Raw genomic sequence first — 23,308 nt, forward strand, 5'->3', positions numbered from 1 at the left:
GTCTTAGCGCGACGGCACGCCCGCGTGGCGTTGCGTGGTGGCGACGCTCACCGCTTCGATCAGTGCAATCGCGCCGACGTACAGCAGCGTGGCGATGCCGAACGCCTGAAACGTCTTGAACGTTTCGGTTTCCACCTGGCGCGACGCGTACGACAACTCGGCCAGCCCGATGGCCATCGTCAGCGACGAGTTTTTCACGACATTCATGTATTGGCCGAAGAGCGGCGGCATGGCGATGCGCACTGCCTGCGGCAGCACGACGTGACGGAAGACGGCGACGCGGTTGAGTCCCAGGGCGGCGGCGGCCTGTGTCTGCCCGGCGGGTACGCCACGGAGTCCGGCGCGAATTTCCTCGCCGACGAACGCCGTCGTGTAGATCGTGAGGCCGAAGAACCCGGCGAGCGTCTCGAGCGCCGGCCAGCGAATGTCGAACAGCACGAGATGCCAACTGTGGGGTTGCGAGAGCCATAGCACGGCACCGGCCGGCAGCAGGGCCGCCACGCCGAAATACCAGAAGAACAGTTGCACCAGCAGCGGAGTGTTGCGCATGAGCGCGACGAAGGCGATGGAGGGGCGCGCGAGCAGTGCGCTACGGGAGTCTCGTGCGAGTGCCAGTCCGAAGCCAAGCCAGGTGGCGGTGGCGCTCACGGCAATCGCGAGTGCAAGCGTGACGCCGAAACCCTGGAGCAGCCAGCCGATATATTTCGGGGCGAGCCAGTCGATCATGACGGGATTTCCAATGCAAAACGCCGGGGTGCACGAGGTATTCACCCCGTGCGCCCCGGTGAGGCCGGCGGGCAAGCGTCAGGCCTTGTCGCCGATCTTGAACAGACGCGGCAGCGGCTGAGCCGTGTTCGGGCCGAACCAGCGGTCGTAAATGTTGGCGGCAGTGCCGTCTTTCTCGAGCCCGCGCAACGTGTCGTTCACAAACGCGGTCAGGCGTGCCTCACCCTTGGGAGCGCCCACGCCCATGTAGTCGTTCGAAATCGTGAACGCCGGGATCTCGTAGTTTTGTTTGTCCGGCACGTTGGCCAGCAGGCCGACGAGCTTCGGACCATCCTGCGTGATCGCCTGAACCGTGCCGGTGCGCAGTGCGGCGAACGCGAACGGCGTGTCGTCGAATGCCACGATCGTCGCTTTCGGGAATTTCTCGCGCAGCGTGATCTCGTTGGTGGTGCCCTTGTCGGCCCCGATGCGCAGCGCGTTCAATTGATCTGGCGAGGACAGCGTGCCCTTCTTCGCGAGGAACTGCTGGCCCGACGAGAAGTACGGAATGCTGAAGTCGATCTGCTTGGCGCGCTCGTCCGTGATGGTGAAGTTCGCCAGCACGAGGTCGACCTTCTTCGACGTGAGGAACGGAATGCGGTTGGCCGGGTTCGTCGGCTGGATTTCGAGCTTCACGCCGAGTTTGTCGGCCAACGCCTTCGCGTAGTCGACGTCGAGGCCGACGATCTTGTGCGACTTCGCGTCGACGTAGCCGAACGGCGGATTGCTGTCGAACGTGGCAACGCGCAACACGCCGGCCTTCTTGATGTCGTCGAGTTTGTCGGCGTGAGCGGCAAGGGGGGCGAGGGCAGCGGCCGACAGCAGCGCTGCGGCGAGGGAGAAAACAGCGTGTCGTGCGCGTGGTTGGCGAATTGGGTTTTGCATGGCCTGTTGGGTTCCGTTATGCGTAGATCCGTCTCGGGTCCCGGTCTCGTCAATGCAAACGATGGACAGACGTCGGCGGGCACCGGCTGCGGGTGGCAGCGAACGGGTTCTCTACGATAACGGTGCACCCACGTGCGCCCAACCAATCGATTTTTCTTAGCAAAACGCCGGCGCTGATAAGCGCCGGCGTTCCTCTCGGTAAGAGGCGAGTGTGAAGCGGATCAGTCGTGGCGATCGTGGCCGTGGCCTCGGTCGTGATCGCGCCCGCGGTCGTGGTGGTGGTCATCATGACGATCCCGTCCCCGGTCGCGATCTCCATGATCCCAGCCGCCACGGTTCAACTCCCAGCCATGCGGACCCTGATGCCAGGCCGGCGCGCGATACGCATAGCCCGGACGCTCATGTTCCCAATGACCGCCGCGCCACTCGTGGCGATAGCCATCCCAATCCCAGTAGCCCGGCGCCCACACATATCCGACGCGCGGCGGCGGCACCGGCTCGTAGCGCGGTGCCGGCGGTGCGCCGATGCTGATGGAAACGTCCACCTGCGCATGGGCCGGCGCCGTGGCAATACCGCCGAGCGTGGCAGCAACGAGCGCAATGGTCAGCGTCAGTTTTTTCATATTCGTCCCCTTTGGAAAGCGATGTTCCGGTACGTCTTCATCGTACGAGGGAAACGGGACTGTTATGAAGTAAATAGTCGTAAAAAAGTGTTGGAAGTGTTTCGTTCCATTCCTCGGGAAGCCGCATGAGCTGGACGTTCGCACCGGTTGGCACGCAGTCGGGATTGCTTGGCGCGCGAGGAGCGAACGCCACGCATCACACCTTTGACGCGTGCTGATGACGGTATTCCTGCGTGCGTCCGCCGTAACCGTAAGCTGCGGCGCGAGCGTCGATCACATGAATATACGAGCACGCATGCACGTTGCCGAGCAGTCCCGACAGGGCTTCGAAGACTTGCGCGATGAACTGTGCCTTCTCCGCTTTCGTGTTCGTCTCGTCCGTCACGCTGATATCCAGATGGAAGGCGTTTTTTCCTTGCGCCGAGAGTGGCGCCCCTCCGACGAACCAGCGTTCGTGTGCAATGTAGTCGACGGTCACGGCAATCACTTCCGGTGCCTTGTGCAGCGTGTCGACCGTGAGTTGCGACACGGCGCGCACGGTCTCGCGGGTGAGCGTGTCGTCAGGGATTCCGGAGAGTTGCAGAACGATGTGCGGCATGGTGTGACTCCCAAACGTTGAGTGGTTGAGTGATGTGGACAACGACTTCAGTCTAGGGAGATGATTGACATCGGAAAAGCGGGAATTTACGATCCTATCCATCGTTTTCTTCAATGGATAAGGCCATGGCTCCCGGATTCGATTTCGATCAGCTGCGCACCTTCGTTGCCGTGGCCGAGGCGGGCAGTCTCTCGGCGGCTGCGCCACGCGTATTCCTGTCGCAGTCGTCGGTGAGCGAACAGATTCGCAAACTCGAGGAGCGCGTTGGCGTGACATTGTTCACGCGCGGCAAGCAAGGGGTCGCGACGACGCCCGCCGGCGAGCGTCTTCTGGTCCATGCGCGGCAGTTGATCGCCCAGTCCGAACGCGCGTGGCATGACGTGCGCGGGTTCGCGCTTGCCGGTGAATTGCGGCTGGCAATCACGGATTACTTCCGCCCCGGTGACGTGGCGCGCGTGCTGCGACACCTCAGCGTGGCGTATCCGTCGCTGCGCATTCACGTGACGATTCTGAAAAGCGGCGTGATCGAGTCGGGTTACGACGGCGGCGACTTCGACATTGGCCTGTCGATGCGCGTGCTTGGCAGGTCCCTCGGCCGCGACGCGGTCGCGGGCACCCGGACGCTGGGCAGAGAGCCGCTCGACTGGGTGGCGTCGCCGGATTTCGTGCTGGAGAAGGGGGTGCCGCTACCGTTGCTGGTGCTGCCCGATACCTGTGCGTTGCATCGCTTCACCACGGAATGGCTCGACGAGCATTGCGTGCCATACACGATTGCGCACGTGGCGTCGGGGGTGGCGGGGTTGCAGTTGGCATTGAGCGCGGGGCTCGGGGTAGCGTGTCTGAATGCGTCGGCGGCGGGGCCGTCACTTGTACGCATCGAGACGCCGATGCCCGGACGGCGCCTGCCTTCGTTGCCGGAGGCAGAGTTTCATCTCTTGCCCGCGCGCCGTGGCGAACCCGAGTGGGTCACGCAGGCGCGCGATGCGCTGGCCGAGCAACTGACCGTCCGTTAAAGCCGACAAGAAGCGCATTAGCGCGGACTAAAGCGCATTCAGCGGGATTTTCAGATAGCGCGTGCCGTTGGCCTCCGGCGCAGGCATGTCGCCTGCGCGAATATTGACCTGCACGGCAGGCAGGATCAGCGTGGGCATGTCGAGTGTCCTGTCGCGAGCTTCGCGCATGGTGACGAAGGCAGCTTCATCGATGCCGTCGTGCACATGGATGTTCGCCCGGCGCTGCTCGCCGACCGTTGTCTGCCAGTTCGCGGCACGCCCGGAAGGCGGATAGTCGTGGCACATGAACAGACGCGTCGATTCGGGCAGGGCCAGCAGACGGCGGATCGAGCGGAACAGCGTGTGAGCGTTGCCACCGGGGAAGTCGCAGCGTGCGGTACCCACATCGGGCATAAAGAGCGTGTCGCCCACGAAGACGGCGTCGCCCACACGATAGGCCATGTCAGCTGGCGTATGGCCCGGCACGAACATCGCCTCGGCCTGCAATGCGCCGATGGCGAACGTCTCCCCATCTTCGAACAGATGATCGAACTGCGAGCCGTCGGGTGGTACGTCGGTACCCAGATGAAACAGCTTCTTGAAGACGTGTTGAACGTCGCGGATGTGCGCGCCGATGGCAATGCATCCGCCGACGTGCTCCTTGAGCCAGCGGGCCGCGGAGAGGTGATCGGCGTGCGCATGCGTCTCGAGAATCCAGTCGACCGTGAGCTTTTGCGCGGCAACGAAGTCGAGGACACGTTCGGCCGACCCCGTGTGCGTACGGCCCGCCTTGGGATCGTAGTCGAGCACCGGATCGATGATCGCCGCGTGACCGCCCGGGGCATCGAACACGACGTACGTCACCGTGGCGGTGACAGTGTCGAAGAAGGCTTCGATGTGTGCTGGCGTAGCTGACATGACCGACTCCTGAAAAAATCTATCGATTTATATATTATAAACTAGTAAAGTGTACGTAATTTACGTGACACGTCGTCGCGCTGCGACTTTCCGATTTGTATTGATCCTGCCATGCCCCGAGTGACTGCGCTATCCCCTGTCGACCGGGCGACCGTCTCCGCAGACGTCGCGCCGCTCGATATTGCGCGCCTGCGAAGCGCCGCGCACGACGCGTCTACGCTGCTGCGTGCGCTCGCCAACGAAGACCGTCTGCTGATCCTGTGTCAGCTCACGCAAGGCGAGATGTCCGTCGGCGAACTGGAAGCGCAACTCGACATCCGGCAGCCGACGCTTTCGCAGCAACTTGCCGTGCTGCGCGCCGAGGCGCTAGTGAGAACGCGTCGCGACGGCAAGCGCATCTACTATTCGGTCGCAGATGGCGCGGTGCTTGCCGTGCTGGCTTGTCTTTACGATCAGTTTTGTCCGAAAGCCTGATTGCCTCCGATCGCCTCGCTATTTGTTACCACATCGCTCATTGCCTAATGTTCAGGGGGAAGCTCCACTCATGACTCTCGACACGCTTCATTTCACTCCGTGGACCGCATTGGCCGGTGGGGTGCTCATTGGACTGGCTGCCGTCTGGTTGATGCTGGCGGCTGGCCGCATCGCCGGTATCTCCGGCGTCGTCGGCGGTCTGTTGTGGCCGCGTGCCGGCGATGTGGGCTGGCGCGTCGTATTCATCGCCGGAATGATGGCGGCGCCTTGGGTGTATCGCACCGTTGCCGTCGTGCCCGAAGCGCAGATCGATGCCAGCACCGCGATGCTCATCGCAGCAGGCTTGCTGGTCGGATTCGGCACGCGGCTCGGGTCGGGCTGCACAAGTGGGCACGGCGTTTGCGGTCTTTCGCGATTGTCGTGGCGCTCGCTCGTAGCCACGCTGTGCTTCATGGCGACCGGTTTCGTAACGGTATTCGTCGTGCGGCATGTCCTGAACGTAGGAGGTGCCGCATGAAGAAGCTGATCTTCGCATTCGCCGGCGGCCTCGTATTCGGGCTTGGGCTGATACTCGCGGGCATGGCGAATCCTGCAAAGGTGCTGGGTTTTCTCGACCTGGCTGGCAAATGGGATCCATCGCTGGCGTTTGTGATGGGCGGGGCCATTGCGGTGGGGCTCGTCGGGTTTCGCTTGGCGCATTCACGGGCGCTCGCCTGGACGGGCGAGCCGCGTGTGTGGCCCGCCTTGCGCGGTATCGACAAACGCCTGGTGCTCGGTGCATTGCTGTTTGGCGTGGGTTGGGGGATTGCAGGCATTTGCCCGGGCCCTGCGCTGGTGTTGCTTGGCGCGGGGTATGGCAAGGGGCTGTTGTTCGTTGTCGCGATGCTCGCCGGCATGGTGCTGCACGCGGTGTTCTCCCGTGTGAGCACGAAGTAAGGTACGAAACAAAGGGTGAAACGACGCATGAAGCCGCGCTTCGGCTCAGTGCTTTCCCGCGAGTTCCGTGCCCGCGTCGGCGGGCAGTTGCCGGGTGACGGGGATCGATAGCCACGAGAACAGCCCGATCACGAGGAACGCCGGCAGGAAGTCGCTGGCCGTCAGGTGTTCGTGGCCGGCGAGCCGGCTGCTCGCCTGTAGCACCATCCCCGAAATCGTCACCCCCAACCCGAGCGACAACTGCTGCACCACGCTTGCCAGGCTCGTCGCGCGGCTCGCGTCGGCACTCGCGATGTCGGCGTACACGATGGAGTTCAGGCAGGTGAATTGCAGCGACGGGAAGAAACCGCCGAACGCCACCACGCCCAGCATCACAAGCACCGGTGTGCTGTGCGTGAACAGCCCATAGGAAGAGAGTGCCAATCCGGCCAGCGCCGCGTTGACGATCAGCACCCGGCGGAAGCCGAATCTCGCCAGCACCCGCCGCGCAATCGCCTTCATGAAAATCGCGCCGAACGCCGATGCGCAGGTAATCATGCCGGATTCGAAGGGGTCCATGTGCAGTCCTTCCTGCAGGGCCAGCGGCAGCAGAAACGGCACGGCTCCCAGGCCGATGCGGAAGAGCGAGCCACCGGCGACACTGGCGTGGAACGTCGGAATGCGCAGCAGACGAAAGTCGAGCAGCGGCGCTTCCACACGATTCGCGTGCCGCCAGTACGCGTAGACGAACAGCGCACCCAGCACGCACATGGCGATCACGACGCTATCGGCGACCTGATGTTCGCCAATCATGGCCAGCCCCAGCATGAGCAGGCCGCTACCGAGTGCGGAGAAGATGAAGCCGAATGTGTCGAGGCGTCCGGCGTCGCCGCCGCGCTCGTTGTCAATGTACTTGCCCGCGAGGTAGATGCCGAGCAGGCTGATCGGAATGTTAATGAAGAAGATCCATCGCCAGTGCAGATAGGCCGTGATGGCGCCACCGAGCGGTGGGCCGATCACCGGCCCCAGCAGGGCGGGCATCGTCAGATAGCCGATGGCCTTGATCAGATCACGCTTGGGCACCGCGCGGAAGATCACGAGACGGCCGACCGGCACCATCATCGCGCCGCCGGCGCCTTGCAGAAAGCGAGCGAACACGAACGTCGGCAACGAAAACGACAGCGCGCACAGGATCGATCCGGCCATGAAGATGCCGATCGCGGTACGAAAGACGTTACGCGCGCCGAAGCGGTCGGACACCCAGCCGCAAATCGGAATGAAGATGCCAAGCCCGACCACGTAGGCGGTGAGCGCCATCTTCAGTGAAATCGGGTCCTGATGGAGATCGCGTGCCATGGCGGGCAGCGAAGTCGTGATCACCGTGGCGTCGATATTCTCCATGAACAGAGCGCAAGCGATGATGAGCGGGATGATGACGGCGCGCGACACGATGGGGGCGGGGGGGACGGCTGGCGCAAAGACTCGGATTCTCCCACGATTTAAGCGTACGCTTCAATCGCGAAGGCGACGCTCACCGCTTGCCGGCCACCAATTCGTGAGCGTCGAGCCGATACAGCACGTGGCGACGCAGCCGGTGACCCACCGGAATCAAGGGGTGCAGAAAGTCTTCGTCGGGGCAGTGCCGCATGCCGATGCGCTGCATCACCGCTCTCGAGCGGATGTTGGCGGGCACGGTGAACGAGACCAACCCGTCGAGGCCCAGTGTTCCAAACGCGAACTGCGCCGCGGCGCTCGCCGCTTCCGTTGCATATCCCTTCGACCACCACGCCGACGCCAGCCGCCAGCCGATTTCCACTGCCGGCACGAAAGGAGCGTCGAAACCGACGCGCATCAACCCGACGAAACCGGCGAAAGGCGTCACGCCCGGAATCTCCAGCGCCCATGGGCCATAGCCATGCGTCTCGATGTGTTGCGCCAGCCGGTGGGCGATGGCGTCGCTTTGAGCCCGATCGAGCGTCGTCGGAAAGTGGCGCATGACTTCCCGATCGGCGTTGAGTGCGGCAAAACGCGGCAGATCTTCCGTGCGCCACTGACGCAAGATCGTACGCTCAGTGGCGAGCGTCGGCGCGGGCGTGCCGAAAGGGGAGTGCGAATCCATGGCAATGGTCGAAGTCGTCATGCGTCCAAAATCCCTTGTTGAATCAGTGCGAATTCAGTTGGCAATTGCCGATCAAGACAAATCAGGATTTGCTTAATTCGATTCGTGACAATGCGATTTCCCAGGCGGTGAGCCTTGCCGAATGGGACTCTGCGGACAATCGCATGCAGGCGGATTGTCCAGTCTCACGAGGCCTATCTTACGAAAACTCTTTCGATTCGGGAAATGACATCGACGCATGAGATTGACGTATACGTCAACAAATCGGACAGTACGTCGTTTTGTCCCGATTTGTCGGTGTCTTGGCTCCCGGAGGGGCATCGAAGGCATATTGCCGCCGATATAGGGAAAAGGCATATTGTGAGCAACGATGGGTATGCCATCCGTAGACACCAATGGGACGTCGGACGAAAGCTACCTAATTCCTACGGGAAAATTCTCACTTCGGGTTATCCGTAAATCGCGACGCCGGATGCGAATAGTCCGAATCAGCACAGTGCTTCGGATAACAGAATGATCGGATTGCGCTTAAATATTTGTGATCGTATATCTTGGCGACGGTCAAATGATCGGAATGTCTGCGTTGTGGATCAGGGAGCGCCCGGCTGGCAAATGCCCCTGCCAAATCTTGCGGGATGGTGCGTGAACCCGTGGGGTCGCGTGGAGTCCTGATCACTATCTGGCAAATTTGTTCCCTATTGCGAGGCAATTGACACCGCTTATCGAGAGATATCGGCAACGGCGGGGACGATGGTAATCCTGGATTCATGCCCCGACTCCGTGCATTTTCTGAACCGTCGATCAGAAAATTCAATGCGGTTTGTGTGTTCGGAGACTCACTTGATGGAAATGCCGTTTTCAAATTATTAAAACTCGTGCTATTTTAAGTGGCGCTCCATTTTTAACAACGTAAGGACACGCCAGATGGCAAGCTATAAGGAACTCGTCGCGCAACGCGAAAAGATCGAAAGGCAAATCGAAGAGGCCCGGACCCGTGAAGTGGCTCAGGTCATCGCCGAAGTCAAACAGAAGATCCATGAATACGAACTGACTGCGAAGGATCTGGGTCTTGCCACGATGGATGGCCGCCGCCGTGCCGCTCGTGCACAGATTGCGCCGAAGTATATGAATCCGGCTACCGGTGAAACATGGTCGGGCCGTGGCCGCGCGCCGAAGTGGGTCGGGAAGAACAAAGAAAAATTCCTGATTAAGTAATTCGCCGGCGAAAGCCGGACTGGCATTGCCGGTCACATGCCAGGGAGGTCGGGGAGCCGATAGTCGCGATGACACCCTAATGTCTAGCGTCTTGTCATCTCCATCGTGTCCCTGAGAGCAGTAAAGCAGCAGCCCAGTAGTCGCGTTACCCTCCCCCAACAAAAGTCAAAACCCGCCGTTCGTTTATCGACGGCGGGTTTTTTCATTGTGCGGGAATCGGCGCGCGTGACGCGGGCGGCAAGTGACGCAGTCGGCGCCCGATTCGACGCCGCTGCCCGTCCTGTGTCGGGGGCTTACTCCGTACCCGGATCGTCCGGCGGGAACATCAGCGTGACCTGCAAACCGCCCGTGGAACGGTTGCTGAACGATACGCGTCCGCCCAGTTGCTGGGTGAGCTTGTCGACGATGGCGAGGCCTAGTCCGCAATGAGCGTTGCCGCCGCGGGCCGGGTCGAGGCGCACGAAGGGGCGCACGATCCGGTTGATGTCTTCATTCGGAATGCCCGGCCCACTGTCTTCGATTACCAGACGCCAGCCGCCGGCATCTTGCGACGAGCGGATCGCGAGCGGTGCCCGGCCGTACGTCACCGCGTTGTCCAGCAGGTTGTTCACGATTCGCTCAAGGTAGGTCTGCCGGAGCCGGAAGCCCGGCCCGGCCTGCAAATCCAGCTCGATGGCGTAGCCTTGGTCGAGGAACGGCGCAATCAGGGAGGGAATGCGAGCTTCCACCGGCGACGCTGCGCTGTCCATTTCAATGCCCCGGGCAAACAGCAGGAACTGATCGACGATCCGGGTCATGGATTCGGCGTCGCGCGTAATGCCCTCGCTCATTTGCACGTCGTCGATCATTTCGGCGCGCAGACGCAATCGTGCGAGCGGCGTTTTCAGATCGTGGGCGATGCCGGCCAGCATCGTGTTGCGCTCGCGGTCGGTCTGCACAATGTCCTGACTCATGCGGTTGAAGCGCTCGGTGAGTTGGCGCAACTCCAGCGGACCGCGTTCTTTGACCTGCGTTCGAACGCGATGGGTCGCAAGCTGCTCCGCTGCCGCTGCCATATCCCGCACCGGGCGCTGCAACTGCCAGGCGGCAAATAGCGCGAAGATCACCGTAATGCCGAGGACGGCGGCCAGCCCAGGCAGGATCGTGGCGGTGCCGGGCGGGTTGCGCACGGACAGTACCGGCGTGGCGATCCAGTAGTCGCGGCCCGGCAGGCGCGCCCAGATGCGCGGCGGCGGCGTGCGCTCTACGCGCAGTTGCGTGCCGGCCGGCAGACGCCGGGCAAGCTCGGTCGTCAGGCGGGCATGCTTGCTGGTCGGCTCGAAGACATCGCCATGCGCGAACGAGACCGGTACGACTTGCACGAGATCGGGCAGCGTGAGCGTCGAGTTGCCGTCATGTACTTCCGAGGCGGCCTTGATGATGAACGCCATCTGCTCGGCGGCGTTCTGCACACGCGTTTCGTCGTGATCGCTGCGCAGGATCGTGAGATATGAGAAGTGGCTGATGACCAGCGCGGCGATGATGAGCAACGCCAGCCGGCCAAACAGGGTGTCGAAACGGCCTTTCATGCAATGCTCCGCATATGGGCCGGGGTAAGCAGTATCGGCGTCATGCCGGAGTCCTTCTCAGACCGGAAGAGGTACCTTCGAACAGGACGGCGGCAAACGGCCGCGCCCGGCCGGTCTATCAACCGGTGACCATGTCGGCGCGTTGGCCGTCGGGAACGAAGATATAACCACGCCCGCGCACGGTCTGGATGAAGCGCGGGCTCTGCGCGTCTTCGTCGAGCAGACGGCGCAAGCGCCAGATCTGTACGTCGATGCCGCGGTCGTTGACGTCGCTGTCTGCGCCGTAGAGCAATTCGATGATGCGTTCCCGAGAGAGTACCTGCATGGCATGGTTCACCAACAGGCGCAGCAAGCCATATTCGCCGTCCGAGAGCGTGAGCAACTGCGCATCCCGGGTCAGCGTGCGGCTGCGGAAGTCGAGCACGAACGGGCCGAACGTGTAGTTCTCGCGCTGCTCGGGCACCGCGGCGTCCGGCGTCTTGCGACGGCGCAGCACGGCGTTGATCCGGGCCAGCAGCTCGCGCGGGCTGAAAGGCTTGCCGAGATAATCGTCGGCGCCGATTTCCAGTCCCACGATGCGGTCGATCTCGTCGCTGCGTGCCGTGAGCAGGATCACCGGCACATCGTCGTTACGCGCACGCAGGTCGCGCAACGCGGTCAGTCCGTCGACCTTGGGCATCATCAGGTCGAGCACGATCAGGGCCGGACGCTCACGCTCGAGGCGTGCGGCCAGCCCGTCGCCGTCGTGCATCACTGCCACCGAGAAGCCATGGCGGCTCAGGTACTCGCGCAGCAGATCACGCAGATCGGGATCGTCGTCGACAACAAGAATCTTCATATTGGTTCTGACAGGTAGTGTCGTCATGATAGAGGGCTCCCCCCGCGGCTTTACACGCGTTTTGTTTCCGGGCATTACAGCCTTGGTCGCCTGTAACGATGCGTAATAATAGAGCCTGCTTTGATTACGCACGAATTTCGCCCACATCATGCAAGATTTGCGCAGCGCAATACGCCGCTGTTCGAGCGGAAAATTCGGCATGCCCAAGCGCACATCTCGTGCTGCGAGGGCGTAGCGACAAGGCATTGCAGGAGACAGGCGCCGCGCAGCAGCAGACGCAGCGCGGGCTGCGATGCGAACCATCGGCCGTGCTGCCGGTCTCTTTGCAGCAACTCCTTCGCTTGCCCGTAGGGAAAGCTGCTGTAATCATCGGCCTCATCGGTCTTTCACAACGGTCTGCTATGCTGATCAGCCAAAGCTGGCGCAAGGCGCTGTTTGGCGCGATTCCGGCGCTCCCAGGCAATTTGCCGCGCCGCAGCAATCAGACAAAAAGGTACCTCGTCCTCATTGGACGACTCCGCTAACTACTCCGCTGTTACGAGGAAGTCATGACCGAGCACGGTCCCCACGGTTCGGAACAACCGAACGGTTCTGATCGGCCCACGTCCCCCACGCCCGGGGCGCAACGCAACGCAGAGGCGGCCTACGCGCCTTCACGTACGCGCCGCTGGCTCGTGCCGGGCGTTATCGGGCTGTTTGTCGTGCTCATCGCAGGGGGTGTCTATTACCGTCTGCACTCGCAAAGCGCGCAAAGACCCGCGCAAGCGGGCGCTCGGGCCGGTATGGCCGGGGCGGGCGCACCCGCCACGCCGGTGACGGCGGTCGAGGCGAAGACGGGCGATTTGCCGGTCTTCCTCAACGGACTGGGCACCGTGACGCCAACGCGCAGCGTTACCGTGCATTCGCGGGTCGACGGTCAGCTCATGAAGGTGCATTTCAAGGAGGGCGACATGGTCAAGGAAGGTCAGTTGCTCGCCGAGATCGATCCGCGTCCGTTCCAGGTACAGGTCACGCAGATGGAGGGGCAACTCGCGCGCGATCAGGCGCTGCTCAAGAACGCCCAGCTTGATCTTGCCCGTTACGAGACCCTCCTCAAGCAGGACTCGATTGCCGGACAAACCGTCGATACCCAGCGTGCGCTCGTCAAGCAGTACGAGGGCACGGTCAAGGCCGACGAAGGCCTGCTTGGCAACGCCCGTCTGCAACTGAGCTACGCGAGCGTGAGCGCGCCGGTCTCCGGGCTCGCGGGTCTGCGTCAGGTCGATCCGGGCAATATCATTCACGCTTCGGACACTAACGGTATCGTGATCATCAACGAGGTCACGCCGATCACCGTGGTCTACACCATTCCCGAAGACAGCCTGCCGAAGGTGGTCAAGCGCTCGCGCGGCGGCGAGACGCTGCTCGTCGAGACCTTCGACCGTTCCGGCAAGATCAAGCTCGCGAGCGGCAAGCTCGCCTCCATCGACAACCAGATCGATACGACGACGGGTACCGTCAAGCTCAAGGCCGAGTTCGCCAATGGCGACGGCCTGCTGTTCCCGAATCAGTTCGTCAACGTGAAGATGCTCGTGGACACGCTCAAGGGCGCCACCCTGATTCCGAGCGCGGCCGTGCAGCGCGGCACGCAGGGCAGCTTCGTCTACACCGTGCAGCCGGATCAGACGGTCAAGCTCAAGACCGTGAAGCTCGGGCCGACCGACGGCACCAATGTGGCAGTGGAGTCGGGCATTGCGCCGGGCGAGAAACTCGTGATCGACGGTATGGACAAGCTGCGCGATGGCGCCAAGGTCGAGGTAATCACGGCCGCGAGCCGCGCGGCGGCTGTCGCACCGCGCGCCCCGGACGAGAAGCGCAACGGCAACGGCGGGCATCGCCGTCCGGCGCAATAAGACGCCGTGGCGTGAGCCCACGCGACGCCCTGCGCGATCAAGTCCGACCACGCCCCCAGAGACGCCCTTCGACGTAGCCAATGAATCCGTCCCGCCCGTTTATTCTCCGACCGGTCGCCACATCGTTGCTGATGCTGGCGATCCTGCTTGCCGGTTTCGTCGCCTACCGGTTGCTGCCGCTCTCGGCGCTGCCGGAAGTCGACTATCCGACCATTCAGGTGGTCACGCTCTATCCGGGGGCGAGTCCGGACGTCATGACCTCGTCGGTCACGGCTCCGCTGGAGCGTCAGTTCGGCCAGATGCCGGGCCTGAACCAGATGTCATCGACCAGCTCGGGCGGCGCATCGGTGATCACGTTGCAGTTCTCGCTCGACCTCGGGCTCGACGTCGCGGAACAGGAAGTGCAGGCCGCCATCAACAGCGCCAGCAACCTGCTGCCGAGCGATCTGCCGATGCCGCCGATCTACAGCAAGGTCAACCCGGCCGACACGCCGATTCTGACGCTGGCGATCATGTCGAAGACCATGCCGTTGCCCAAGCTGGAGGATCTGGTCGACACCCGTGTCGCGCAAAAGATCTCGCAGTTGCCCGGCATCGGACTGGTGAGCATTTCGGGCGGACAGCGCCCCGCCGTGCGTATTCGGGTCAATCCGCGTGCGATCACGTCGTATGGGCTCAATATCGAGGACGTTCGTACGTCCATCGCGGCGGCCAACGTCAATCAGGCGAAGGGGAGTTTCGACGGTCCGCTGCGGGCCTCGACCATCGACGCCAACGACCAGCTTGCCTCGGCCGACGAGTATCGCAATCTCGTGATTGCCTACAAGAACGGCGGTCCGATCCGGCTTTCCGACATTGCCGACGTTGTCGATGGCGCCGAGAACACCAAGCTCGCCGCGTGGGCCGATACCACGCCGGCCATCGTGCTGAACGTGCAGCGCCAGCCCGGCGCGAACGTGATCGAGACAGTCAACAAGGTCAAAGCGCTGTTGCCGCAGTTGCAGGCCGCGTTGCCGGGCAGCATCGACGTCAAGCTGCTCACCGACCGAACCACGACGATTCGCGCCTCGGTCTCCGACGTGCAATTCGAACTCATTCTTGCCGTCGCCCTCGTGGTGATGGTGATCTTCCTGTTCCTGCGCAACGTCTCGGCAACCATCATCCCGAGTGTGGCCGTGCCGCTGTCGCTGGTCGGCACGTTCGGCGTGATGTATCTGGCGGGCTTTTCGATCAACAACCTGACGCTCATGGCGCTCACCATCGCGACCGGTTTCGTGGTCGACGACGCCATCGTGATGATCGAGAATGTCGCGCGTTACATGGAGCAAGGGGAAAAGCCGTTGCAGGCGGCGCTCAAGGGGGCGGAGCAGATCGGCTTCACGATCATTTCGCTCACGTTCTCGCTGATCGCCGTGCTGATTCCGCTGCTGTTCATGGGCGACGTCGTCGGTCGCCTGTTCCGCGAGTTTGCGATTACGCTGGCGGTGTCGATCCTGATCTCCGCTGTGGTCTCGCTCACGTTGACGCCCATGATGTGCGCGAAGCTCCTGCGCCATGTGCCGGAAGAGAAGCAGGGCAAGTTCTATCGTAAGACCGGCGAGATCTTCGAGCGCATCATCGCGAAGTACGGCGAATGGCTCACGTGGGTGCTCGACCGTCAGTTCGCGACGCTGCTCGTCGCGCTGGGCACGCTCGTGCTCACGGTGCTGTTGTACATGTGGGTGCCGAAGGGCTTCTTCCCGGTGCAGGACACGGGGGTGATTCAGGGCATCTCCGAAGCGCCGCAGTCGATCTCGTTCGCGGCGATGGGCGAGCGGCAGCAGGCGCTGGTTGCTGCGGTGCTACGAGATCCGGCCGTCGAATCGGTGTCGTCGTTCATCGGCGTGGATGGGGTGAACGCCACGCTCAACAGCGGGCGTCTGCTCATCAACCTGAAGGACAAGGGTGTGCGCGGGATCAACGCCTCGGAAGTCATCCGGCGCATTCAGCCTGAAGTCGCGAAGGTGCCCGGGATCACGCTTTACATGCAGCCGGTTCAGGATCTGACGATCGAAGACCGTATCAGCCGCACGCAGTACCAGTTCACGCTGCAAGACCCCAGTCTGGATACGCTCGGCGTCTGGGTGCCGAAACTCGTCGACAAGCTGCAACACGTACCGCAACTGGCGGACGTCACGAGCGATCTGCAAGTCAACGGCCTCCAGGCGTACGTGGAGATCGACCGCGATACCGCGAGCCGTCTGGGGGTCACGCCGTCCGCCGTCGACCAGACGCTTTACAGTGCGTTCGGCCAACGGCTGATTTCGACGATCTATACGCAGGCGTCGCAATATCGAGTGGTGCTCGAAGTGGCGGACGACTTCCGGCGCGGGCCCGAAGCGCTCAAGGGCATTTACGTCGCGTCGTTGTCGGGCGTGCAGGTGCCGCTCACGTCGTTTGCGAAGATCGTGGAAAAGCCCACGCCGCTGGCGATCAACCATCAGGCGCAGTTCCCGGCCGCGACGATCTCTTTCAACCTCGCCAAGGGCGCATCGCTGGGCGATGCCGTGAAGGCGATCACTGCGGCCGAGCAGTCCATTGGTCTGCCGGTGAGTACACAGACGACGTTCCAGGGCGCGGCGCAAGCCTTCCAGGCGTCGCTCTCGAACACCTTGTGGCTGATTCTCGCGGCGGTCGTGACCATGTATATCGTGCTGGGCGTGCTCTACGAGAGCTACATCCACCCGATCACGATTCTGTCGACGCTGCCGTCGGCCGGCGTGGGTGCGCTGCTGGCGCTCATGGTCTCCGGTAACGACATCAGCGTCATCGCGATCATCGGCATCATTTTGCTGATCGGTATCGTGAAGAAGAACGCCATCATGATGATCGACTTCGCGCTCGAGGCGGAGCGCCAGCATGGGATGGCGCCGCGCGAGGCCATCTATCAGGCGTGTCTGCTGCGTTTCCGTCCGATTCTGATGACGACGATGGCGGCCGTACTGGGCGCGCTGCCGCTCATGCTGGGCTCCGGGGTGGGGTCCGAGTTGCGCCAGCCGCTGGGTATCACGATGGTGGGCGGGTTGATGGTCAGTCAGGTGCTGACACTGTTCACCACGCCGGTGATCTACCTGTGGTTCGACCGTTGGGCCGCGCGGGCGCGCGCCTGGCGTGAGCGGCGCTTCGGGCCGTCGGACGATCACGAGCACGGCGATCATGGCGATCACGGCAACCCGGGCGGCGGCGCAGGCCCGGTCACGACGGACGGCCCCGCACGATGAACCTGTCGGCCGTCTTCATCCGGCGCTCGGTCGCGACCGTTCTGCTCACCATCGGGGTGACGCTGGCGGGCATCGTCGCGTTCGGGCTGCTGCCTATCTCGCCATTGCCGCAGGTCGACTTCCCGACGATCTCCGTTTCGGCCTCGCTGCCGGGCGCCAGCCCCGAGACGATGGCCGCGAGCGTGGCCACGCCGCTGGAGCGCTCGCTTGGCCGTATTGCCGGCGTGACGGAAATGACATCGAACAGTTCGCTGGGATCGACGCGCATCACGTTGCAGTTCGATCTTTCGCGCGACATCAACGGCGCGGCGCGCGACGTGCAGGCGGCGATCAATGCCGCGCGCAGTCTGCTGCCGTCGGGGTTGCCCAGCAATCCGACCTATCGCAAGGTGAATCCGGCGAGCGCACCGGTGATGATCATTGCATTGACCTCCGAGAGCATGACGCGCGGGCAGATGTACGACGCGGCGTCGACCATCCTTGCGCAGAAACTCTCGCAGCTCCAAGGCGTGGGCGATGTGACGGTTGGTGGCAGCTCGTTGCCGGCGGTGCGCGTCGAACTCAACCCGACGGCCCTCAACAAGTACCAGATCCCGCTCGAGACGGTGCGCACGGCGATTCAGGCAGTGAATGCGAACCGCCCGAAGGGCGCGCTCGAAGAGGGCGACCGGCGCTGGCAGATTCTCGCCAACGATCAGGCGAAGACGGCGAAGGAATACCTGCCGGTCATCGTCGCGTATCGGGAGGGGCGGCCGGTGCGTCTGGCCGATATCGCCGACGTAGTCGATTCGGTTCAGGACTTGCGCAATGCGGGTTCGGCCAACGGCAAGCCGTCGGTGCTGCTCGTCATTACGACGCAGCCCGGTGCAAACATCATCGAGACGGTCAACGGCATCAACAAGATCCTGCCGAATCTGCGCGCCTCGATTCCGGCCGCGATCAATCTCGACGTTGTGATGGACCGCACACCGACCATCCGCGCGTCGCTCAAGGAAGTCGAGTACACGCTGTTGATTTCGATTGCGCTCGTGATCCTGGTGGTCTTCATCTTCCTGCGGAACTGGCGGGCGACGTTGATTCCGAGTGTGGCCGTGCCCGTCTCGCTGATTGGCACGTTCGGGGTGATGTACCTGTGCGGCTTCAGTCTCGATAACCTTTCGCTCATGGCGCTCACCATCGCAACGGGCTTCGTGGTCGACGACGCTATCGTGGTGCTGGAGAACATCTCGCGTCATATCGAAGAGGGGCTGAGTCCGTTCGCGGCGGCGCTCAAAGGCACGCGCGAAGTGGGCTTCACTGTGCTTTCGATGAGTATTTCGCTGATAGCGGTCTTCATTCCGTTGCTGATGATGGGAGGCATTGTCGGCCGGTTGTTCCGTGAATTCGCGGTCACGCTCTCGGCGGCCATCATGGTCTCGCTGGTCGTCTCGCTCACGACCACGCCGATGATGTGCGCGCGTCTGCTCAAGGGCAAGCCGGCACCGGGGGTGCCCGCAGGCACGGCGCCCCTCGCACCGGAGCCGCCGCCGCGCCCGTCCCTCTGGGCACGCCTGGGCGCCTGGACCGAGCGCGGGTTCGACGCCATACTGCACGAGTACGAACGCTCGCTGTCATGGGCGCTACGCCATGGCCCGTTGATGCTGCTGATCCTGTTCGCAACGATCTGCCTGAATGTGTGGCTGTACACCGTGGTGCCGAAGGGCTTCTTCCCGCAGCAGGACACGGGGCGGATGATCGGCTTCATTCAGGCCGATCAGGCGATCTCGTTCCAGGCGATGGAGAAGAAGCTCGCCGACTTTATCAAGATCGTGCAGGCCGACCCGGATGTGGCGACTGTCACGGGCTTTACCGGCGGCTCGAACCGCAACGGCGGCTTGATGTATGTCACGCTCAAGCCGTTGGGCGTGCGCAAGCTCTCGGCCGATCAGGTCATCGCGCGCCTGCGCGGCAAGCTGGCGAAGGAGCCGGGTGCGATGCTCTATTTGCAATCGGTGCAGGACATCCGTGTGGGCGGGCGCTCCAGCAACGCGCAGTATCAGTACACGTTGCAAGCGGACGATCTTCAGCAGTTGCGCGAGTGGGAACCGAAAGTGCGCAACGCGATCTCGCGTCTGCCGAACCTCGTCGACGTGAATACCGATCAGCAGGACAAGGGGTTGCAGACGACGCTCGACGTCGACCGCGATCAGGCGTCGCGGCTGGGGCTCACGATGAGCCAGATCGATAACGTGCTCAACGACGCTTTCGGGCAGCGTCAGGTCTCCACCATCTACAACCCGCTCAATCAGTACAAGGTCGTGATGGAGGTGGCGCCGCAATGGTGGCAAAGCCCCGAGTCGCTCAAGGACATCTATGTGGTGACGTCGACGGGGGCGCAAGTGCCGCTCTCGGCGTTCGCGCGTTACCGCCCGACGAACACCGCGCTGGGGGTGTCGCACCAGGGGCAGTTCGCGGCGAGCACGATTTCGTTCAATCTGCCGCCGGGGGTCTCGCTTTCCGAGGCGCAGGCATCGGTTAAGGATGCCGTGGGCCGGTTGGGCATGCCCACGTCCGTACAAGGCAGCTTCCAGGGCACGGCGCAGGCATTCCAGTCGGCCCTGTCGTCGCAGCCGCTCCTCATCCTGACGGCATTGCTCACGGTGTATATCGTGCTGGGCGTGCTCTACGAGAGCTACATCCATCCGCTCACCATCCTGTCGACATTGCCGTCGGCGGGCGTGGGGGCGTTGCTGGCCCTGCTGCTGTTCAATACGGAGTTCAGCATCATCGCGCTCATCGGCGTGATTCTGTTGATCGGTATCGTGAAGAAGAACGCGATCATGATGATCGACTTCGCGCTCGATGCCGAGCGGCGTCAGAACATGTCGCCGCGAGACGCCATCTATCATGCGTGCGTGCTGCGCTTCCGTCCGATCATGATGACGACGATGGCCGCCATGCTCGGTGCGGTTCCACTGGCACTGGGCACAGGCGACGGCGCGGAGTTGCGTCAGCCGCTGGGGATCTCCATCGTGGGCGGCCTGCTCGTGAGCCAGGTGCTCACGCTCTACACGACACCGGTGGTGTATCTATATCTCGACCGTGTGCGCGTGCGCTGGGCGCGATGGCGTGCACGTGGCCAGACCGGCCATAGCGACGTTGGGGAGGTGGGCCGTGGCTGATGTCGTTCGCCGCCTGCGCCGCGGGCTTTCCCGTGCGCTTCAGGGGGGGCATCCCGATGTGCCTTCCGGCGCATTTTCCGAAACTTCCGTCCCGGCCGATGGGCCGATGTATGCCATGTCCCGAGCCCTGAATCGTCAAGTCTCCACCGTTCGTTCTCATGCGGGAACCGCCGCGGCAGCGGGGCAAGGGCGCGGCGTGGCGGCATCTGTGCGCGCGCGCCGTACGGCGACATTCCTGGCCGCGAGCGCTGTGCTATGGCTCGCGGGCTGCGCTGTGGGGCCGGACTATGTGCGCCCGGACGTCGATGCGCCGGCCGCGTTCAAGGAAACCGGCGACTGGAAGCTCGCCGAGCCCAGCGACGCGGTGTCGAAGGGCGAGTGGTGGGCGATCTATCAGGACCCGGTGCTCTCTGAATTGATGGCGCAGGTCGACGTCAACAACCAGAACATCAAGGTTGCCGAGGCCAACTACCGCCAGGCACTGGCTGTGGCCTCGCAAGCCCGTTCGGCCTTCTTCCCGACGATTGGTGCGGATGCGAGCCTCACGCGTGCCAGCTCGCGTGTGAGCAGCACGGCGGTGAGCGGATCGGGCGTGGGCGGCATCTCGAACAGCTACAGCCTGTCGGGTACGGCGAGCTGGGAGCCGGACATCTGGGGCAGCGTGCGGCGCTCGGTCGAGGCCGGTAACGCCAGCGCCGAGGCGAGTGCGGCCGATCTGGCCAATGCACGTCTGTCGGCGCAGGCGCTGCTCGCGCAGAATTACTTCGACCTGCGGGTGACGGATGCACAGAAAGCGTTGCTGGATCGCACGGTCGCTACCTATGAGGAGACGCTCAAGCTGACGCAGAACCAATACGCAGTCGGCGTGGCGCAGCGCTCGGACGTGATTCAGGCGCAAACGCAATTGCAATCGGCGCAGGCGTCTGCGATCGATATCGAGGTGACGCGGGCGCAACTGGAGCACGCGATTGCGCTGCTCGTCGGCAAGGCTCCGGCGGCGTTCGCGCTGACGGTCGCGCCATTGCACGCCGCATTGCCGCCGGTGCCGGTGAGCTTGCCGTCGACATTGCTGGAGCGCCGGCCCGACATTGCGGCGGCAGAGCGGTCGGTGGCGGCGGCCAACGCGAAGATCGGTGTGGCCAAGGCCGCCTTTTTCCCGACGCTCTCGCTCGCGGCGACGGGCGGTCTCCAGAGCAGCAGCTTCGCCAACTGGCTGACGCTACCGAGCCGCTTCTGGTCGGTTGGTCCCGCGCTGGCGGCTACGCTCTTCGACGGCGGCTTGCGCCGCGCGCAAACCGACGCGGCCATTGCTGCCTACGACGCGCAGGTCGCGACCTACCGTCAGACCGTACTGAGCGCGTTCCAGTCGGTCGAGGACAATCTCGCCGCGCTGAACTATCTCGGGCGAGAGTCCGTCGTGCAAAACCAGGCCGTGCAGTCGTCACGCGAAGCGCTGCAACTGATCCTCAATCAGTACAAGGCGGGTACGGTCAGTTTTCAGAACGTGTTGACCGCGCAGGCGACTGCGTACACCACGGAGCGCACGGCGTTGACGATCCTCGGTCGTCAATTCACGGCAAACGTACTGCTCGTGACGGCTCTTGGCGGTGGCTGGCACGGATTGCCGACCGAGGGCGCGAACCGTGGCGCACAAGATTGATGCGCCGGCTGGGCACCCTCATCGCTGGCCGGTCGCGTTCGCCTTCGACCGGCAAGCGCTGCGCACCTCATGTCGTCCGGCTACGCATTTTCCGGCGCTCGCAACGCGTGGATCACTAAGCGTGGCTAACAAAACCATGTCATCCGACATCTGGGGGACATCGTCAACCGCCGGATTGTTGAACTGTATTCTGTGGCCCACAGTGTGCTGAGACCTCAGCGTCCTGCAACCGCGTTAAACGCCTGGCGCGCTGTAGGGCTTTTCAATTTCTGCAAAGCGCCACCATATTCTTCGGTGGGCTATTGCCAAGGGTTTTGATATTTCGTTGGACAATCTGCAAGGCAACCACAGTGGGCTTGCGTCGGCGAACTTCATCGCCGTCGATATCTCGTCCAAGATACGTCCACGTGTTGGCGAAGTCTTCGGCGATGAACTGCATGAGCTCGCCACTGAATGAGTCTTTGTAGAGCAGAAGTCTCCCGTGTCCGGAGCGGTTCTCGCTGAATACCGAGTCGTTGCGTTGAGGCGCGTCTACTGGAGCGCCCACCCATTGGGAAAGCCTCGGCGTGCGCTTCTCAAAGTGGGTGTTGACGTCTTTGAAGTATCCTGGGAGAGACAGCAAAGAGACGGCGATGTCCCCCTGGTCGAACGGCGATTGCGTGACTGTCCAGGCGTCCAAGGTCGCCGCCGGGGCTGACGGAATGATGCCGTCCCGTGCGAACCGATTGGCCACCGCCTGGTAGCCATAGAACGCCCCTAGGGAATTCCAGTGCGTATCCGTACGCTTGTACATTTCGTATGGTGAAGTCCGCTTTGCGTCTACTAGGGCGGGTCTGAGATCCACTAGACGGAGTTCCGCGAGTTCGACCTTGAGATAGTCGACTAGCTGGTCCAACTGCGTGGTGACGCCGGCACGTACGCGAACGCCAAGTTGTTCTGGGTAGACATACTGTTTATCTGGCGCCACGATGAAATAGAACGGAATGCTGCATGCCGCCAATGCCTTTTGCGTAACGCGCAGATTCTCGGTGATTTCGCGTAACTGCCCCTGCGAGAGTGGATCCTTGCCCTGCAGATCAGCAAAATGAGGCTGGCCGGGCACGTAGTATTGATCGTAGAAAAGCCACTGGTTAGGGCCAACGACGACATCCTGGTTCGTTGGAGATCCGGTGCGTGCCATCTGGAGCCACGACCCGTAATACACTAGTGCGTCACGCATGCCGAAGCGATCGCTGAACCAGCGCTCGAGCCGCTGCAGCGAATGAAGCGACAAGTCGGGGAGGGGTTCCAGTACTCGGTTTTCGTGAAGCGGGGCGGGGGTGAAACTGGCGCGACCAAACCAGGCAATGGGGAGCGCGATAAGCGCGAAGAATACGAGCGGCACGGCCGCTCGGTTCAACTTCCTGAGCCATGTGTAGGACCGTT

Annotated in this window: 19 protein-coding genes; 9 read left to right on the forward strand and 10 right to left on the reverse strand. The window is 62.7% G+C overall.

The genetic code is table 11. The features are described from left to right. Positions 1-3: 3 nt before the first annotated feature. From PHO31112_RS07615 to PHO31112_RS07630, 4 genes are all read right to left on the reverse strand, one after another. The gene (locus tag PHO31112_RS07615) at positions 4-726 is read right to left on the reverse strand and encodes an amino acid ABC transporter permease (protein ID WP_150619946.1); all 723 of its coding nucleotides are present in this window, start codon (positions 724-726) and stop codon (positions 4-6) included. Positions 727-804: 78 nt separating this feature from the next. Further along, a complete protein-coding gene (locus PHO31112_RS07620) occupies positions 805-1,650 on the reverse strand; it encodes an ABC transporter substrate-binding protein (protein WP_150619947.1) in 846 nt (281 codons plus the stop codon). Positions 1,651-1,871: 221 nt separating this feature from the next. Continuing rightward, entirely contained in the window at positions 1,872-2,273 is a 402-nt protein-coding gene (locus PHO31112_RS07625) for a YXWGXW repeat-containing protein (RefSeq protein ID WP_150619948.1), read from the reverse strand. Between the two features lie 196 nt (positions 2,274-2,469). Next, a complete protein-coding gene (locus tag PHO31112_RS07630) occupies positions 2,470-2,871 on the reverse strand; it encodes a tautomerase family protein (RefSeq protein WP_150619949.1) in 402 nt (133 codons plus the stop codon). A gap of 125 nt (positions 2,872-2,996) precedes the next feature. Between PHO31112_RS07630 and PHO31112_RS07635 the strand changes: the two genes are divergently transcribed. Beyond that, complete coding sequence (locus tag PHO31112_RS07635; protein WP_246177840.1) at positions 2,997-3,884, forward strand: LysR family transcriptional regulator; 888 nt, start codon at positions 2,997-2,999, stop codon at positions 3,882-3,884. A 27-nt stretch (positions 3,885-3,911) separates the two neighbouring features. Here PHO31112_RS07635 and PHO31112_RS07640 read toward each other — a convergent pair whose 3' ends face one another. After that, complete coding sequence (locus PHO31112_RS07640; RefSeq protein ID WP_150619951.1) at positions 3,912-4,781, reverse strand: MBL fold metallo-hydrolase; 870 nt, start codon at positions 4,779-4,781, stop codon at positions 3,912-3,914. Between the two features lie 111 nt (positions 4,782-4,892). Between PHO31112_RS07640 and PHO31112_RS07645 the strand changes: the two genes are divergently transcribed. The 3 genes from PHO31112_RS07645 (at position 4,893) to PHO31112_RS07655 (ending at position 6,191) form a co-directional block, all read left to right on the forward strand. Continuing rightward, positions 4,893-5,255 carry an ArsR/SmtB family transcription factor gene (locus PHO31112_RS07645; RefSeq protein ID WP_150619952.1) on the forward strand — a complete coding sequence of 121 codons (363 nt, stop codon included), beginning with the start codon at positions 4,893-4,895 and terminating at the stop codon, positions 5,253-5,255. Between the two features lie 70 nt (positions 5,256-5,325). Then, positions 5,326-5,772: a YeeE/YedE family protein gene (locus PHO31112_RS07650; protein WP_150619953.1), complete on the forward strand. Its 447-nt coding sequence runs from the start codon at positions 5,326-5,328 to the stop codon at positions 5,770-5,772. Next, positions 5,769-6,191 (forward strand): DUF6691 family protein, encoded by a 423-nt coding sequence (locus tag PHO31112_RS07655; protein WP_150619954.1) that lies wholly within the window; start codon positions 5,769-5,771, stop codon positions 6,189-6,191. The genes PHO31112_RS07650 and PHO31112_RS07655 overlap by 4 nt, the downstream gene beginning before the upstream one ends. 45 nt (positions 6,192-6,236) lie before the next feature. Here PHO31112_RS07655 and PHO31112_RS07660 read toward each other — a convergent pair whose 3' ends face one another. Together PHO31112_RS07660 and PHO31112_RS07665 are read right to left on the reverse strand one after the other, a co-directional pair. Further along, entirely contained in the window at positions 6,237-7,571 is a 1,335-nt protein-coding gene (locus PHO31112_RS07660) for an MFS transporter (RefSeq protein WP_246177872.1), read from the reverse strand. Positions 7,572-7,701: 130 nt separating this feature from the next. Next, positions 7,702-8,310, reverse strand: coding sequence for a GNAT family N-acetyltransferase (locus tag PHO31112_RS07665; protein WP_246177842.1), 609 nt, complete (start codon positions 8,308-8,310; stop codon positions 7,702-7,704). 903 nt (positions 8,311-9,213) lie between these two features. On the opposite strand from PHO31112_RS07665, the gene PHO31112_RS07670 reads away from it, so the two are divergent. After that, on the forward strand, positions 9,214-9,504 hold the full coding sequence (locus PHO31112_RS07670; RefSeq protein ID WP_150619956.1) for an H-NS histone family protein: 291 nt from the start codon (positions 9,214-9,216) through the stop codon (positions 9,502-9,504). A gap of 293 nt (positions 9,505-9,797) precedes the next feature. Here PHO31112_RS07670 and PHO31112_RS07675 read toward each other — a convergent pair whose 3' ends face one another. Then, complete coding sequence (locus PHO31112_RS07675) at positions 9,798-11,072, reverse strand: ATP-binding protein (RefSeq protein ID WP_150619957.1); 1,275 nt, start codon at positions 11,070-11,072, stop codon at positions 9,798-9,800. A gap of 118 nt (positions 11,073-11,190) precedes the next feature. Further along, positions 11,191-11,937, reverse strand: coding sequence for a response regulator (locus PHO31112_RS07680; protein WP_246177844.1), 747 nt, complete (start codon positions 11,935-11,937; stop codon positions 11,191-11,193). 521 nt (positions 11,938-12,458) lie between these two features. Here PHO31112_RS07680 and PHO31112_RS07685 point away from each other — a divergent pair. From PHO31112_RS07685 to PHO31112_RS07700, 4 genes are all read left to right on the forward strand, one after another. After that, on the forward strand, positions 12,459-13,802 hold the full coding sequence (locus tag PHO31112_RS07685) for an MdtA/MuxA family multidrug efflux RND transporter periplasmic adaptor subunit (RefSeq protein ID WP_246177846.1): 1,344 nt from the start codon (positions 12,459-12,461) through the stop codon (positions 13,800-13,802). Between the two features lie 80 nt (positions 13,803-13,882). Next, on the forward strand, positions 13,883-17,062 hold the full coding sequence (locus tag PHO31112_RS07690) for an MdtB/MuxB family multidrug efflux RND transporter permease subunit (protein ID WP_150619958.1): 3,180 nt from the start codon (positions 13,883-13,885) through the stop codon (positions 17,060-17,062). Further along, positions 17,059-20,223: a multidrug efflux RND transporter permease subunit gene (locus tag PHO31112_RS07695; RefSeq protein ID WP_150619959.1), complete on the forward strand. Its 3,165-nt coding sequence runs from the start codon at positions 17,059-17,061 to the stop codon at positions 20,221-20,223. Before PHO31112_RS07690 ends, PHO31112_RS07695 begins: the two co-directional genes overlap by 4 nt. Before the next feature lie 115 nt (positions 20,224-20,338). Then, positions 20,339-21,883, forward strand: a complete 1,545-nt coding sequence (locus PHO31112_RS07700; RefSeq protein ID WP_246177853.1) for an efflux transporter outer membrane subunit — start codon at positions 20,339-20,341, stop codon at positions 21,881-21,883. Positions 21,884-22,145: 262 nt separating this feature from the next. Here PHO31112_RS07700 and PHO31112_RS07705 read toward each other — a convergent pair whose 3' ends face one another. Then, entirely contained in the window at positions 22,146-23,267 is a 1,122-nt protein-coding gene (locus PHO31112_RS07705; RefSeq protein ID WP_174995601.1) for an alginate O-acetyltransferase AlgX-related protein, read from the reverse strand. Between the last annotated feature and the right edge of the window lie 41 nt (positions 23,268-23,308).

Source organism: Pandoraea horticolens, assembly GCF_902459555.1.
Taxonomy (GTDB): Bacteria; Pseudomonadota; Gammaproteobacteria; order Burkholderiales; family Burkholderiaceae; genus Pandoraea; species Pandoraea horticolens.

What these genes read in the sequence shown, in the direction of transcription:
- PHO31112_RS07615 (WP_150619946.1), bottom strand. Translation starts at nt 726, where the DNA reads ATGATCGACTGGCTCGCCCCGAAATATATCGGCTGGCTGCTCCAGGGT.
- PHO31112_RS07620 (WP_150619947.1), bottom strand. Translation starts at nt 1,650, where the DNA reads ATGCAAAACCCAATTCGCCAACCACGCGCACGACACGCTGTTTTCTCC.
- PHO31112_RS07625 (WP_150619948.1), bottom strand. Translation starts at nt 2,273, where the DNA reads ATGAAAAAACTGACGCTGACCATTGCGCTCGTTGCTGCCACGCTCGGC.
- PHO31112_RS07630 (WP_150619949.1), bottom strand. Translation starts at nt 2,871, where the DNA reads ATGCCGCACATCGTTCTGCAACTCTCCGGAATCCCTGACGACACGCTC.
- PHO31112_RS07635 (WP_246177840.1), top strand. Translation starts at nt 2,997, where the DNA reads ATGGCTCCCGGATTCGATTTCGATCAGCTGCGCACCTTCGTTGCCGTG.
- PHO31112_RS07640 (WP_150619951.1), bottom strand. Translation starts at nt 4,781, where the DNA reads ATGTCAGCTACGCCAGCACACATCGAAGCCTTCTTCGACACTGTCACC.
- PHO31112_RS07645 (WP_150619952.1), top strand. Translation starts at nt 4,893, where the DNA reads ATGCCCCGAGTGACTGCGCTATCCCCTGTCGACCGGGCGACCGTCTCC.
- PHO31112_RS07650 (WP_150619953.1), top strand. Translation starts at nt 5,326, where the DNA reads ATGACTCTCGACACGCTTCATTTCACTCCGTGGACCGCATTGGCCGGT.
- PHO31112_RS07655 (WP_150619954.1), top strand. Translation starts at nt 5,769, where the DNA reads ATGAAGAAGCTGATCTTCGCATTCGCCGGCGGCCTCGTATTCGGGCTT.
- PHO31112_RS07660 (WP_246177872.1), bottom strand. Translation starts at nt 7,571, where the DNA reads ATGGAGAATATCGACGCCACGGTGATCACGACTTCGCTGCCCGCCATG.
- PHO31112_RS07665 (WP_246177842.1), bottom strand. Translation starts at nt 8,310, where the DNA reads ATGACGACTTCGACCATTGCCATGGATTCGCACTCCCCTTTCGGCACG.
- PHO31112_RS07670 (WP_150619956.1), top strand. Translation starts at nt 9,214, where the DNA reads ATGGCAAGCTATAAGGAACTCGTCGCGCAACGCGAAAAGATCGAAAGG.
- PHO31112_RS07675 (WP_150619957.1), bottom strand. Translation starts at nt 11,072, where the DNA reads ATGAAAGGCCGTTTCGACACCCTGTTTGGCCGGCTGGCGTTGCTCATC.
- PHO31112_RS07680 (WP_246177844.1), bottom strand. Translation starts at nt 11,937, where the DNA reads ATGACGACACTACCTGTCAGAACCAATATGAAGATTCTTGTTGTCGAC.
- PHO31112_RS07685 (WP_246177846.1), top strand. Translation starts at nt 12,459, where the DNA reads ATGACCGAGCACGGTCCCCACGGTTCGGAACAACCGAACGGTTCTGAT.
- PHO31112_RS07690 (WP_150619958.1), top strand. Translation starts at nt 13,883, where the DNA reads ATGAATCCGTCCCGCCCGTTTATTCTCCGACCGGTCGCCACATCGTTG.
- PHO31112_RS07695 (WP_150619959.1), top strand. Translation starts at nt 17,059, where the DNA reads ATGAACCTGTCGGCCGTCTTCATCCGGCGCTCGGTCGCGACCGTTCTG.
- PHO31112_RS07700 (WP_246177853.1), top strand. Translation starts at nt 20,339, where the DNA reads ATGTCCCGAGCCCTGAATCGTCAAGTCTCCACCGTTCGTTCTCATGCG.